The sequence below is a fragment of the Streptococcus agalactiae ATCC 13813 genome, assembly GCF_000186445.1.
Taxonomy (GTDB): Bacteria; Bacillota; Bacilli; order Lactobacillales; family Streptococcaceae; genus Streptococcus; species Streptococcus agalactiae.
Window position 1 is genome coordinate 1834247 of sequence record NZ_GL636070.1, and the last position, 14202, is coordinate 1848448.

Below are 14202 nucleotides of genomic sequence, written 5' to 3' on the forward strand. Positions count from 1 at the left end.
AAATGAGTTGGTATACCAACTCATTTTTTCTATGAACTTAGCTAATAGTTTGACAAACTTGATAGTAAGGTAACACTTGCTCAAAGCCTTCTAACAATCGTTGCAGAATATTTTCTAAGCTCTGGTTTTCAGTCAAAAGAACGTCATATTTTACCAATACTTTCCTTACCTTCCCTGACTTAATTTCTTGCATTAAACGTTGACGATTTTCCTCATTGCCTGCTTCTCGAGTGTCTTATCAGATTTTTGCCTCTCTACAAAGCTTACCTCAAGACTAACCCCAAAACTATCTTTTACACCATAAACCCTTAGCGCAATAGCTACATCATCTAATTGGTCTGTATCCTTTCGATAATAAACCCAAAAATGTGGACGCCCTACTTGAGCTTGATTAGCCCAATTACTCACTCTTTGCATTTTAAAGCCATCCATACGTTGTTCTAAGGCTCTTGATAACTCTGTAAAGCTATTCCTAGCAAGTTGGCCCTTTGCCTTAAAAGTTTGCATATCGTCCTTTAAAAAGCTTGCCTTCTCAGGCATAATATACTTCATTGATTGGAATTCTAAATAATCATTTAATTCTTGATACATTCTTTTTCTCCATGTAAACAATAGTTAAGTTTTCACGATTATATATCTATACATACTTTCAAGTTCTTTTAAAGTATTTATAGCGAAGTCTCGTTGCTAGAAACAAAGTCTAATCGCAATTATAACTAACCAAGTTTTACTTTCTTCATCACTTAATGGAACTCTTTAAAAACCAATCTTTTCATAGCCTTCTAAAATCTAACAATAGCTATTTTTTCTAGAAAATTTCTCTTCAATAACAGATAGAGTCTCAAGTTAAGGAGGGTCTAAATAATGGTACTTAGAATAAAGTGTTCGAAATGACTCTTTCTGAAAATTTTGGATTAGACTATAATCTAAAAATTGGCTAATGCTAGTGTTATTGACATATCTCCTTTTTATCAATTATAGCAAAATATGAAACTATAACTATGATAATACCTTGAAAAACTAAATATAGGCTGAGTAAATAACTCAGCCTTTTTCTATTAATATTTTCTAAAACGTTGGTAACGTTGTTCCAATAAATCCTCAAGAGATAATTGTGAGAGCATTTCTAACTCTGAAATTAAACTTGTCTTAATCATATCGACAATCTCACTTGAAAAATAACCATGTTCAGGGATTACTTTGTCTACAACTTCCATATGGTAAAGTTCTCCAGCAGTCATCTTCATTAATTGTGCTGCTTCTGTTGTTCTTGTACCATCTTTCCATAAAATAGAAGCAAAGCCCTCAGGACTTAAAATAGAATAAACAGTATGTTCCAACATCCAAACCTTATCGGCAACAGCTAAAGCTAATGCTCCTCCAGAACCCCCTTCACCAATAATAATAGCTATAATAGGGACTTTTAAATCACTCATTTCTAAGAGGTTTCTAGCAATTGCTTCACCCTGACCTCGCTCCTCAGCACCTACCCCAGGATATGCTCCAGCAGTATTGATGAAGGTTATAACAGGTCTTCCAAACTTCTCAGCTTGTTTCATTAAACGTAAAGCCTTACGATAACCTTCAGGATGTGGTTGACCAAAATGACGGTCTAAATTATCTTGAAGGTTCTTACCTTTTTGAATACCGACAATCGTCACAGGACGCCCTGCCAAGTACCCCAAACCTCCTATAATTGATTTGTCATCTGCGAACTGGCGATCACCATGAAGTTCCATAAAATTATCAAAAATCAATTCAGCGTAGTCAAGAGCAGTTAGCCTCCCTTGATCACGCGCATCTTTTAAAATTCTTGTCACATCATTATTCATGACCAACCTCATTTCCATGGAAAGCAATTAGTTGAGCAATGCAGTCGCGTAATTCTGTTCGATTTATAATAGCATCGACAAAACCATGTTCTAACAAAAACTCTGCCTTTTGAAAGCCTTCAGGTAAATCTTCTCTCACCGTTGTTTCGATAACACGACGACCAGCAAAACCAACCAACGCTTGCGGCTCAGCCAGAATAATATCACCTTCCATAGCAAAACTCGCAGTAACGCCGCCGGTTGTTGGGTCTGTTAAAATTGTTAAATAAAACAATCCCTGGTTAGAATGGCGTTTAACTGCTGCCGATACTTTTGCCATTTGCATCAAACTCATAATACCTTCTTGCATTCTGGCGCCCCCTGACGCTGTAAAAATAACAATAGGTAATTTCTTTTCAGTTGCTAACTCAAATAATCTTGTCAACTTTTCGCCTACAACCGTTCCCATAGACGCCATTATAAAATGAGAATCCATAATAGCTAAGGCCGTAGTTTGTCCTTTTATTTTAGCTAAACCTGTCACCACCGCTTCATCTAAGTTAGTCTTTTGACGTGTAGCAGCCAGTTTTTCACGGTAGTTTGGAAAATTCAAAGGATCCTTAGTTTCAATCCCTGTAAATAATTCCTCAAAACTATCTTCGTCAACTGTTAGCAACAGACGTTCTTGCGCTGAAATTCTAAAATTGTAAGAACAAGCTGGACAAATCTTTGCTAATCCTAAATCTTTCTGATAAATCATATGTTTACAAGAAGGACACTTAGCAAAGAGTTCATCAGGAACCTCAGGAAGACTACGTTTATCAGAAGACCCCAATGCTTTGTTTGGACTAATACGGATATATTTATCCTTTTTACTAAATAAAGCCATCTTCCCTCCTATTGATTGTTACCATAATACCTTGGTAAAAAGTCTTCCATCAGGAATGAAGTATCATAGTCCCCAGCCAAGACTTTTTTATCAGAAATGAGATCCATTTGAAATTCTGTATTTGTTACAATACCATCAATTTCAAGCTCATATAAGGCACGTTGCATTTTCATAAGTGCATCAAAACGATTTTCTCCGTGAACAATTACTTTCGCAATCATACTATCATAATAAGGAGGAATAGTGTAGCCTGTGTAAACCGCTGAATCGACACGTAAGCCTATACCGCCAGCAGGTAGATGTAACCCATTAATGGTACCTGGACATGGTGCAAAATTAAATTGTGGATTCTCTGCGTTAATACGACATTCAATCGCATGACCAGTTAACTTAATATCATTTTGAGAAACTGATAAAGGAATTCCAGCAGCGATACGAATCTGCTCTTTAACGATGTCAACACCCGTTACAAATTCTGTAACAGGGTGTTCTACTTGAACACGAGTATTCATTTCCATGAAATAGAACTGTCCGCTATTCTCATCTAACAAAAACTCAATTGTTCCTGCATTTTCATAAGATACAGCCTCAGCAGCACGAACAGCTGCTTCACCAATTTGTTGACGCAGAGTGTTACCTATTGCCACAGACGGACTTTCTTCCAATACCTTCTGATTGTTACGCTGCAGAGAACAATCACGTTCTCCTAGGTGAACTATCTTACCAAAGCTATCTCCAAGTATTTGTACTTCAATATGTCTAGCTGGGTATATAACTTTTTCAATATACATAGCACCATTACCGAACGCAGCCAAAGCCTCCTGTGAAGCAGACTCAAAAGCAGGCTTCAATTCATCTGCTGATTTGACCTTCCTAATTCCTTTTCCACCGCCACCGGCTGAGGCTTTTAACATCAATGGATAGCCGATTTCCTCAGCAATTGATACAGCTTCTTCTACACTTGTAACCTGACCATCTGATCCTGGAATAACCGGAACATCAGCTTTTATCATCTCTGCACGAGCATTGATTTTATCACCCATTTTATCCATAACTTCTCCAGATGGACCAATGAATTTTAAATTCATCTCTTCACACATAGTAGCAAATTTAGAATTTTCACTCAAAAACCCAAAACCTGGATGAACAGCTTCCGCTCCAGTCACAATAGCAGCAGATAATATAGCATTAACGTTTAAATAAGATTCTGCTGATTTGGCTGGTCCAACACAAATAGCTTCATCTGCTAAAATTGTGTGCAATGATTCCTTGTCAGCCTCCGAATAGATAGCAACTGTCGAAATTCCCATTTCACGGGCTGCACGAATGATACGTACTGCAATTTCTCCGCGATTAGCAATCAATATTTTCTTAAACATTTTTGATGCTTCTCTCCCTCTAAATTCAATACTATCTTCAATTGCCTATCGCAAATGTTAACGTTCCACTGGCAGCTAATTTCCCATCAACTTCTGCTATTGCTTCAACAACGGCTATAGTTCCTCTACGTTTGACAAACTTAGCAGTCATAACTAATTGATCTCCTGGAACAACTTGCTTTTTAAATTTCACTTTATCCATACCTGCATAAAAAACAAGCTTTCCTTTGTTTTCTTCTTTAGATAATTCTAAAACACCTGCAGTTTGAGCCAAAGCTTCCATAATTAAAACGCCTGGCATTACAGGATATTCTGGAAAATGACCATTGAAAAAAGGCTCATTGATACTAACATTTTTGATAGCGACTATCTCATCTTCTGATACCTCTAAAACACGATCCACTAATAACATTGGATAGCGGTGAGGTAAAGCCTCACGAATTTCTTTTATATCAATCATTTGATTCGTACCAATCCTTTACCAAATTCAATAACTTCTTCATTGGCTACAAGAATTTCAGTAACTACACCATCATGAGGAGCAGGTACTTCATTCATCACCTTCATCGCCTCAATAATCATCAAAGTTTGTCCCTTCTTCACGCTATCACCTACTGAAACAAAGTTAGGTTTATCTGGTCCAGAAGCTAAATAAGCAACCCCAACTAAAGGACTTTCGACAACGTCACCTTCTGCAACAGTCACAGTCGACTCTGGGATTTCTGAAACTACTTCAGTAGCTTGTTTCGTTTGCTCACCTGCTTCATTAGAGACAGGAGTTGCTATAGTTGGAGTCGCTTCAGGTTGATGACTCATAGGAGACATAGTTGGGACAAGTGGAGCTTTTCCCTCATTTTTACTAAAAGACAGCTCACCGTCACTTGTTTTGAATGAAAATTCTCTCAGACTTGACTCATCAAATTGAGTCATTAAATCCTTAATCTCTTGAATATCCAATTTAATCCTCCCAGCGTTTGAAGGTCAGAACTGCATTGTGTCCTCCAAAACCAAATGTATTTGAAATGGCATAACGAATATCAGCGTCTTGCCCTTGACCAAAAATAACATTCGCTGTAATATCTTCTGATAATTCTGTTGTTCCAGCAGTCATTGGAACATAACTATGACGTATCGCTTCAATAGTTGCAATTGCCTCAACAGCTCCTGCGGCACCCAAAAGATGACCAGTAAAAGATTTAGTCGAAGAAACTGGAACGTCTGTCCCAAGTGCAGCAACAACAGCTTGACTCTCTCCTTTTTCGTTAGCAGGTGTTGAAGTTCCATGAGCATTTACATAGTTAACTTCTTCAGGTTTAATATTAGCTTCAGCCAGTGCAAGTTGAATAGCTTTAGTGGCTCCTAAACCTTCTGGATGTGGTGAAGTCATATGATATGCGTCACAAGTGTTACCATAACCAACAACTTCTGCAAGAATAGTAGCTCCTCGTTTTTCAGCGTGTTCTAAACTTTCTAAGACCAACATTCCAGAACCTTCTCCCATAATAAATCCATTGCGATCTTTATCAAATGGAATAGATGCTCTTGATGGATCTTCAGTTGTTGATAATGCTGTAAGACTTTGGAATCCAGCAATGGCAAATTTTGTAATAGCAGCTTCTGCACCACCGACTACCATAATATCTTGAATACCAAATTTTATATTACGGAAAGCATCTCCAATAGCATCATTAGAAGAAGCACAAGCTGTATTAATTGATTTACATACACCATGAGCGCCTAACCTCATCGCAACATTTCCAGCTGCCATATTTGGTAGAGCTTTTGGAAGCGTCATTGGTTTTACGCGTTTTGGCCCTTTTTCATGAAGACGAATCACTTGTTCTTCAATCTCTTGAATCCCTCCAATACCTGATGCAACGATGACACCAAATCGATCTGCATCAATTTCATCTAAATTTAAATTAGCATGTTGAATAGCTTCACTTGAAGCATATAAGGCATAAAGGGAATACATATCAAATCTGTTCAGATCTTTTTTGACAAAATATTTATCAAATGGAAAATCATGAATTTCAGCAGCATTTTTGACCATGAAATCACTTGAATCAAATTTAGTGATAGGTCCAATACCAACATTTCCTTCTTTAAGACTATTCCAAAATTCTTCTGGTGTGTTTCCAATAGGTGAGGTTACACCGTAACCTGTTACTACTACTCGCTGTAATGTCATATTATTTCCTCTTTATCATTGCATCGTCATACCGCCATCAATAGCAATAACTTGTCCTGTAAGGTATTCTTGTTCTGCTAAGAAAGACGCTACCTGCGCTACTTCTTTACCTTTTCCAATACGTTTCATTGGAATTTGAGCTAAAATAGCTTCTTGCATTTTTTCTGGGATAACATCTGTCATATCAGATTCGATAAAGCCTGGAGCAATGGCATTGACACGAATGCCTCGTGCTGCTACTTCTCTGGCAACTGATTTTGTAAAGCCAATTAAACCTGCTTTAGAGGCTGCGTAATTAGCTTGCCCTACATTTCCAGTTAATCCAACGACGCTAGAGATATTAATAATAGCACCTTGACGCGCTTTTGTCATCGGTTTCAAGACTGATTGTGTCATATTAAATGCACCTGTTAAATTAATTTTAAGAACGCTCTCAAAATCTTCAACAGTCATTTTAAGCATCAATTTATCATTAGTAATACCAGCGTTGTTAACAAGCACATCCACGCTACCTAGACTTGCAATAGCTTCTTTAATCATGCGATTAGCATCTTCAAAAGAAGAAACATCTCCTGAAATAGCAATAACTTTTACACCATAATCAGCAAATTCAGCTATTAAGTCTTCTGATATTTCAGAACGTCCATTTAAAACAATATTAGCACCTAATTGTGCAAATTGATGGGCAATTGCAAGGCCGATTCCTCTACTTGAACCCGTAATAAAAATGTTCTTATCTTTTAATTGCATATTTTCCCCTAGTTTAATTCCTTAAGATTATTAAATCCAATTTTATCTTCAACAGAATATACTGATAATGAGCTATCTATTTTTTTCAAGAAACCTGAGAGTACCTTCCCTGGACCAATTTCAACAACCTGTGTCATTCCCATTTTTTTCATGGTTTCAATAGACTCATCAAAGCGTACAGGTTCCATAACTTGGCGTGCCAATAAAGATTTGATATCGTCTTTTTTCATTATCTGCGCCTCTGTATTTCCAATTACAGGGATTTCAGAAACTGAAAAATGAACTTTATCTAAAACATCGCTCAATTTCTGACTTGCAGGTTTCAATAAAGCAGTGTGAAAAGGGCCTGAAACATTCAGAGGAATTAAACGTTTTACTCCTTGTTGTTTTAGTTCTTCTACAGCTGCATTTACAGCGATTGACTCTCCCCCTATAACAATTTGCTTTGGAGTATTATAATTTGCAGGACTAACAATACCAAACTGAGAAGCCTTCTTACAAGCATCTTCAATTATTTGACGATCAGCATTTAAAACCGCTACCATTTTGCCACTACCAGCAGGTGCTGCTGCTTCCATTAGTTGGCCTCGTCTAGCAACAAGTACTACAGCATCTTCAAATCTTATAGCACCTGAAGCAACTAAAGCACTGTATTCTCCCAAAGAAAGTCCTGCAACCATATCTGGTCTAAGTCCAATTTCTTTAAGAATTAAACGATAAATAGCAGTCGAAGTCGTTAAAATAGCTGGTTGAGTATATTTCGTCTGATTTAATTTGTCTAAGTCTTTATCAATCAATTCTCTCAAATCGTATCCTAAAACATGACTTGCCTTATCAAAAGTTTCTTTAACAATCGGGAAAGTTTCATATAAATCTCTAGCCATTCCTAACTTTTGAGCACCTTGACCAGCAAATAGAAATGCAACTTTATTCATAGTGTCTCCTTATTTGTATTTATAAATCTGACCAGCGGCTTGCCTCAGAAAGAATAACTTGACGCGCTCCTGAATAAATATCTTCAAGAATCTCTTGACAAGTCTCTTCTGATTTAATTAATCCGGCAATTTGTCCTGCCATAACTGAACCATTAATAACATCCCCATCAACAACTGCATTGCGAAGAGCTCCTGCTCCTAATTCTTCAATCTCATTGATTGAAATACGGCCAGCTAAATAATCTTTTTCTGCTTGGCTATAGGTTGTTACTAGTTTATTTTTTAAGGCACGAACTGGATGACCTACTACCTGAGCAGAAACAGCAGTGTCGATATCTTTTGCTTTTAAGATTTTTGCTTTGTAATTAGGGTGAGCATTAGATTCTTTAGCAACAACAAAACGAGTTCCTACCTGAACAGCATCAGCTCCTAACATGAAACCCGCAGCAGCCCCACGCCCATCTGCTATACCACCTGCGGCAATGACTGGAATTGTAACAGCATCAACAACCTGTCGCACTAATGTCATCGTGGTCAGCTTCCCGATGTGACCACCCGCTTCCATTCCTTCTGTAATGATAGCATCAGCCCCTAATTTCTCCATACGTTTTGCTAATGCAACACTAGGAACAACAGGGATTACTGTTATACCTGCTTCATGAAAGCGCTCCATGTACTTACCAGGATTACCTGCACCCGTCGTTACAACTTTTACACCTTCTTCAATAACCAAATCAACAATATCATCTACAAAAGGTGATAAAAGCATAATATTCACACCAAAGGGTTTATCAGTCATAGATTTTATTTTATCAATATTTGCTTTGACAACCTCTTTAGGGGCATTTCCTCCACCAATAATACCTAGACCACCTGCCTTAGAAACAGCTCCTGCAAGATCTCCATCAGCGACCCACGCCATACCCCCTTGAAAAATTGGATATTTTATATTTAGTAATTCTGTTATACGTGTTTTCATTTTTCTTTCCTAAAATTAATAATTTGACAATCAAACTATATTGATAAGAAGAAGAGTGAGTACCGATCAACGATTGATTGAATACTCACTCTAATAAGTGATTTGGTAAGAATATCTTTTATTATCACTTGCTTCTTTTTTTCTTACGACTTAATTATTTTACTTTTTCTTCAACATAAGTAACTAAATCACCAACAGTATTTAGTCCTTCTTCTGTCTCAATTTGGATATCAAATGCATCTTCAATTTCTGAAATCACTTGGAAAACATCAAGCGAATCAGCATCAAGATCGTCAAAAGTAGTGTTCAACGTTACTTCTTCTGCATCTTTACCAAGTTCTTCAACAATAATTTCTTGTACTTTTTCAAATACTGCCATTTTTAGCTCCTTAAATTTTAAATAATCTTTTATAAATGTGCTATGCACTATATATAACTAAATTTTAACAATTAGACTTCCCCATGTCAAACCTCCACCGAAACCCGATAAGAGTATTGTTTGGTTACCATCTAGTTTCAACAAACCGTTCTCATAAGATTCTGAAAGTAAAATAGGGATACTAGCTGCACTAGTATTACCATAATCCATCATATTCTCTGGAAATTTATCACGTGCTATATCAATTTTTCGAGACATCTTATCTAAAATCCTTCGATTCGCTTGGTGTAAGAAAAGATAATCAATATCTTCTTTTTCCAAATGGGATGTTTCTATAAGATGATTGATACTTTTTGAAACTTCTTTGATAGCAAAATCAAAGATTGCTCTACCATCCATTTTCAAAAATTTATCATCAAGTACTTCATCTGAGAAAGGTGAATTTAACCCGACTTGACTGGATTGAAGTCCCTGACGACTACCATCTGTATTGAGAGACTCTGCAAGAAAATGTTTTTCCTTAGAAGCTTCTAGCAAGACACCTCCAGCTCCATCTCCAAATAAAACTGCTGTCCCTCTATCAGTCCAGTCTAATACTTTAGAAACAGTTTCTGCTCCTATTACTAAACCTTTTTGATAGCTACCTGATGATATCAATTTTTCGGCGGTAGACAAGGCAAAAACAAAACCACTACATGCTGCACTCAAGTCAAAGGCAAAAGCATTACTCGCTCCAATATGAGCTTGCACTCTTGCGGCAGTAGAAGGCATCATAGAGTCTGGTGTCATCGTTGCAACAATAATAAAGTCAATTTGACTAGCGGAATAACCGGATTTTTCAATAAGTTGTTCTGCGACCTTATTTGCTAAATCAGCTGTTGTTTCATTTTTACTAATATGACGTTGTTTTATACCAGTACGTGACGAAATCCAGTCATCACTGGTATCCATGATTAATGATAAATCCTCATTTTTAATGATTTGAGAAGGTGCATAATGTGCAAGTTGACTAATTTTAGCAAAAACCACTAGACTAAGTCCTCCAAAAATTTATGAAGATTCCCTAAAGCGCTCGTCAACATTTTTATGTCTTCTTCACCTAGGTCTTCAATAATATGAGATACCATAGATTTATGAAATTTACTATGCAATCGATCTAATAACCTACCTCTCTTAGTAAGACTCAAGTGAACAACTCGACGATCAATACTTGACCGTTTACGCTCAATGTAGCCTTTTTTTTCTAACTTATTAAGGCTGGTTGTTACAGTTCCCAAAGTTAACATTAATTCTCGAGCGACATCGCTAGGAGTTACCTCAGAATGTTTCCCAATAATTTCAATAGTATGCATTTCTTTTAAAGATACATCGCTAAATTGGCTAGTCTTTAAACTCATTTCCTCAATAATCATGATTCTATTAAAAATGTCAACTAAATAACTATTAATCTGATCGTATTCCAAGATATCACCACCTCACATTAAACTTTGATAGTCAAATTATATCAAAGTTCAAACTTATTTGCAAGACTTTAATCTTAAATAATTTGATTTTCAAACTATTTGCCTAAAAAATTAGGACGCCTTCTATCAGCGTGTGCCCGAACACCTTCTTTAAAATCTTGCTTAAAGGCTAATGATTCTTGCAGTTGTAATTCAAGCTTTTTATATTGTTCCCAATCTTTAAAAGCAGCTTCCCAAGCTAATGATTTTATGGCTTGATATGAGTTTATAGAATGTCTACTTAAACGCTTTAATAGTTGATCCTTAATTTTACCTATTTTATCTGATTCACAAAGTTTATAAACAACTCCCAAAGCTTCAGCTTTTTCAGCAGATAAGCTTTCTCCAGTTAAAGCTAGTTGCACTGCACGAGTTATACCGATTGATTTACTAAGTAACAATAAACCTCCTGCATCTGGAGCTAAACCGACACCCACAAAAGCCTGGATAAATTTACTCTTCTTGCTTGCGATAACAAAATCAGCTGCTAATGCAATATTAGCTGCGGCACCAGCTACAGCCCCATCTACACACATAACAACAGGTTTCTCTAGCTGTAGTAAATCATACGATATCTGATTAACTAACTCAGCAATTTTAGTTAATGAGCTAATATCATCGCTCTCAACAGCAGCTTTCATCACTTTTAAATCTCCTCCGATTGAAAAGATTGGTCCTTGTGCTTCAATCACTAAAAACATGACATCTTTATTTTCAGACACAAGCCTTATTGCATCAATAATTTCTTGACACATTGGGATGTTAAAACCATTTGAAATATCTGGTCGATTAAGCATAATAGTGGCCACGTTGCCATCAATACCATATATTATATTTTCGAACTTCAAAACGTCTCCTCTCTTTAAGAGTGAAAGAAAAATAAAAAAATAATTTGATTATCAAATTATCATGCTTTGTATTTTATCATAAACCTAGCTTTCATGGCAAGATAAAAAATAAAAAACGGAATTAAACTTCCCGTTTTTAATAGTTATCTAATTTCACAAAAAATTGACTCAGATCGCTCACTAATACATTAGCCTGCGACTGATTCATTCCAAAGTATTTATCTTCAATAGCCCACACATCAATACCAGCTGCAATGCCAGCTGCAATACCCTTCTCACTGTCTTCTATAATAAGAATTTGCTGTTTAGGAATATCTAAAAGTTCTGCTGCTCTATTATAAATAGCTGGATTAGGTTTACTTTCTGAAAATTCCTCATCAGACAGAATTACCTTAAAATATGTATCCAGATTAAAACTTTCTAATGCTAACATGATATCATATCTAGTAGAACTTGAAGCTAGACCCAAAAGATAGCCTTTGTGATGAAGCTTTTCAATGACTCTTTTACAATCCTGAAAAATTAAATCTTTGTATGGCAAGGGATTATCCTCTTTATAGCGACTATAATCTTGTTGGAGCTTATCAATATCCCAGGTATCATATTGATCACCTAAAACAGATTTCCAAACCTGCTTCATATTTCCTCCAATAAAAAAATTCATTGGTAAATGGTTAATTGTAATTCCATATTGTTTCAAAAAACGCTCTCGCCTTTTATAATAAAATAATTCAGTGTCAAATAGAACACCATCCATATCAAATATTATTGCTTTATATTTACACATGTAACTATTATATCATTCTTTTAAATTTAGAGGTAATGACAAATTTTCTGACTTTTGTTATAATTTATCTAAAATTCATTCTTGAGGTAACCTATGAAAGTAGTCAAATTTGGAGGAAGTTCATTAGCATCTTCCCAACAATTATACAAAGTACTAAATATTATCAAATCAGACTACACTAGACGGTTTGTTGTCGTTTCAGCTCCAGGGAAACGCTACGAAGAAGACTTAAAAATGACAGATGCTTTGATACAATATTATCAAAATTATATTAACGGTAAAGATATTGTTAAAGACCAAACTTGGATTATCAATCGTTATCAAGAAATTATTAGTGATTTGTCTTTAGGAAGCACTATTGCAGAAGAAATTACTCGCTCCATAGAGCAGCTAGCTTCACTTCCCATAGAAAATAATCAGTTTTTATATGATTGTTTTTTAGCAGCCGGTGAAGATAACAACGCAAAGTTAGTTGCAACGTTTTTTAATCAAAATGACATTCCTGCAAGATATGTTCATCCAAACGAAGCAGGAATTATTGTGACTAAAGAACCATGTAATGCACGAATTATTCCAGGAAGTTATGATAAGATTGAGAACTTATGTCTATACAATGAGGTTCTTGTTATCCCTGGATTTTTTGGAGTCACAGAAGATAACCAAATTTGTACCTTTTCAAGAGGGGGATCTGACATTACTGGATCCCTAATTGCAGCAGGCATAAAAGCAGACCTTTATGAGAACTTCACAGATGTTGATGGTATATTTGCAGCACATCCAGGTGTAGTTAAGAACCCTCACGCTATCCCTGAGCTTACTTATAAAGAAATGCGTGAATTAGCCTATGCGGGTTTTTCGGTTTTACATGATGAAGCTTTACTTCCTGCCTATCGTGGCAGAATCCCTCTTGTTATTAAAAATACAAATAATCCCCAACAGCCTGGTACAAAAATAGTTTTAAAGCATACTCGTAGTAACATAGCAGTAACTGGGATCGCTTCTGATAGCCGTTTTGCTAGCATAAACGTATCTAAATACTTAATGAATAGAGAAGTAGGTTTCGGCCGAAAAGTACTACAAATTTTAGAGGATTTAAATATTAGTTTTGAACATATGCCAACTGGCATAGATGATCTATCCATTGTCTTACGTGAAAAAGAATTGACACCAATCAAAGAACAAGAAATCTTAAATTATCTAACTCGTAAACTAGAAGTAGATTACGTTGACATCCAACACAATTTATCTACAATCGTAATTGTTGGTGAAAATATGAAAAGTCAAATTGGAGTCACTGCAACAGCGACACAAGCCTTATCAAAAGAAAAAATCAATATTACCATGATATCACAAGGTTCAAGCGAAGTCTCCATTATGTTCGTTATAGACAGTAAGGATGAAAAAAGAGCTATTAAAGCACTATATGAAACATTCTTCCAAAAATAGTACCTATTACACTACTTACACTATTAAATAGATAACAAATCGTCCTAAGTAAACTTACTTAGGACGATTTTATTTAGAACATAGGATAGTTTTTCCAATTTTAATTGTAACCACTTGGTATCACTGACAAACTCGGACAATTAAGATGCTAACCGATCTTAAGGAATAATAATTCCAATAAAAAAAGGCTAACCAAAGTTAGTCTCCCTTTATCTACTCCGCCAGTAGGACTCGAACCTACGACATCATGATTAACAGTCATGCGCTACTACCAACTGAGCTATGGCGGATTATAGCTAAGCGATT

The 14202-nt window shown here is 36.0% G+C and carries 15 protein-coding genes, 1 tRNA gene and 1 pseudogene; 1 reads left to right on the forward strand and 16 read right to left on the reverse strand.

Annotation, left to right across the window (positions count from 1 at the left end; genetic code table 11):
- Positions 1 to 37: 37 nt before the first annotated feature.
- The 15 genes and pseudogenes from HMPREF9171_RS01000000113045 to HMPREF9171_RS104705 all read right to left on the reverse strand — a co-directional run bounded on the left by HMPREF9171_RS01000000113045 (position 38) and on the right by HMPREF9171_RS104705 (position 12450).
- Positions 38 to 591, reverse strand: a pseudogene (locus HMPREF9171_RS01000000113045) (HI_0552 family protein).
- Between the two features lie 467 nt (positions 592 to 1058).
- Positions 1059 to 1832, reverse strand: coding sequence for an acetyl-CoA carboxylase carboxyl transferase subunit alpha (locus HMPREF9171_RS104770; RefSeq protein ID WP_001058273.1), 774 nt, complete (start codon positions 1830 to 1832; stop codon positions 1059 to 1061).
- A complete protein-coding gene (accD, locus tag HMPREF9171_RS104765; protein WP_001173385.1) occupies positions 1825 to 2700 on the reverse strand; it encodes an acetyl-CoA carboxylase, carboxyltransferase subunit beta in 876 nt (291 codons plus the stop codon). Before accD ends, HMPREF9171_RS104770 begins: the two co-directional genes overlap by 8 nt.
- Positions 2701 to 2708: 8 nt before the next feature.
- Positions 2709 to 4079, reverse strand: coding sequence for an acetyl-CoA carboxylase biotin carboxylase subunit (accC, locus tag HMPREF9171_RS104760; protein ID WP_000473506.1), 1371 nt, complete (start codon positions 4077 to 4079; stop codon positions 2709 to 2711).
- A 37-nt stretch (positions 4080 to 4116) separates the two neighbouring features.
- Positions 4117 to 4539: a 3-hydroxyacyl-ACP dehydratase FabZ gene (gene fabZ / locus HMPREF9171_RS104755; RefSeq protein ID WP_000565430.1), complete on the reverse strand. Its 423-nt coding sequence runs from the start codon at positions 4537 to 4539 to the stop codon at positions 4117 to 4119.
- A complete protein-coding gene (gene accB, locus HMPREF9171_RS104750) occupies positions 4536 to 5036 on the reverse strand; it encodes an acetyl-CoA carboxylase biotin carboxyl carrier protein (protein ID WP_000354298.1) in 501 nt (166 codons plus the stop codon). The genes fabZ and accB overlap by 4 nt, the downstream gene beginning before the upstream one ends.
- 1 nt (position 5037) lies before the next feature.
- Positions 5038 to 6270, reverse strand: coding sequence for a beta-ketoacyl-ACP synthase II (gene fabF / locus HMPREF9171_RS104745; protein WP_000175067.1), 1233 nt, complete (start codon positions 6268 to 6270; stop codon positions 5038 to 5040).
- A 15-nt stretch (positions 6271 to 6285) separates the two neighbouring features.
- Entirely contained in the window at positions 6286 to 7020 is a 735-nt protein-coding gene (gene fabG / locus HMPREF9171_RS104740; protein WP_001176108.1) for a 3-oxoacyl-[acyl-carrier-protein] reductase, read from the reverse strand.
- Positions 7021 to 7028: 8 nt separating this feature from the next.
- Positions 7029 to 7955: an ACP S-malonyltransferase gene (gene fabD / locus HMPREF9171_RS104735; protein WP_001044784.1), complete on the reverse strand. Its 927-nt coding sequence runs from the start codon at positions 7953 to 7955 to the stop codon at positions 7029 to 7031.
- A gap of 19 nt (positions 7956 to 7974) precedes the next feature.
- Positions 7975 to 8934 (reverse strand): enoyl-[acyl-carrier-protein] reductase FabK, encoded by a 960-nt coding sequence (gene fabK, locus HMPREF9171_RS104730; protein ID WP_000857467.1) that lies wholly within the window; start codon positions 8932 to 8934, stop codon positions 7975 to 7977.
- A 154-nt stretch (positions 8935 to 9088) separates the two neighbouring features.
- Positions 9089 to 9313: an acyl carrier protein gene (locus HMPREF9171_RS104725; protein WP_000257837.1), complete on the reverse strand. Its 225-nt coding sequence runs from the start codon at positions 9311 to 9313 to the stop codon at positions 9089 to 9091.
- Between the two features lie 57 nt (positions 9314 to 9370).
- Positions 9371 to 10342, reverse strand: coding sequence for a beta-ketoacyl-ACP synthase III (locus HMPREF9171_RS104720; RefSeq protein ID WP_000230693.1), 972 nt, complete (start codon positions 10340 to 10342; stop codon positions 9371 to 9373).
- Complete coding sequence (gene fabT / locus HMPREF9171_RS104715) at positions 10342 to 10776, reverse strand: fatty acid biosynthesis transcriptional regulator FabT (protein WP_000455488.1); 435 nt, start codon at positions 10774 to 10776, stop codon at positions 10342 to 10344. Before fabT ends, HMPREF9171_RS104720 begins: the two co-directional genes overlap by 1 nt.
- 95 nt (positions 10777 to 10871) lie before the next feature.
- Entirely contained in the window at positions 10872 to 11663 is a 792-nt protein-coding gene (locus HMPREF9171_RS104710) for an enoyl-CoA hydratase (protein WP_000667367.1), read from the reverse strand.
- Between the two features lie 136 nt (positions 11664 to 11799).
- Positions 11800 to 12450, reverse strand: coding sequence for an HAD family hydrolase (locus HMPREF9171_RS104705; protein ID WP_001872414.1), 651 nt, complete (start codon positions 12448 to 12450; stop codon positions 11800 to 11802).
- Between the two features lie 93 nt (positions 12451 to 12543).
- On the opposite strand from HMPREF9171_RS104705, the gene HMPREF9171_RS104700 reads away from it, so the two are divergent.
- Positions 12544 to 13896: an aspartate kinase gene (locus tag HMPREF9171_RS104700; RefSeq protein WP_000869692.1), complete on the forward strand. Its 1353-nt coding sequence runs from the start codon at positions 12544 to 12546 to the stop codon at positions 13894 to 13896.
- 216 nt (positions 13897 to 14112) lie between these two features.
- Here the strand turns inward: HMPREF9171_RS104700 and HMPREF9171_RS1000000114000 are convergent.
- Positions 14113 to 14186: transfer RNA gene (locus HMPREF9171_RS1000000114000), tRNA-Asn, on the reverse strand.
- Between the last annotated feature and the right edge of the window lie 16 nt (positions 14187 to 14202).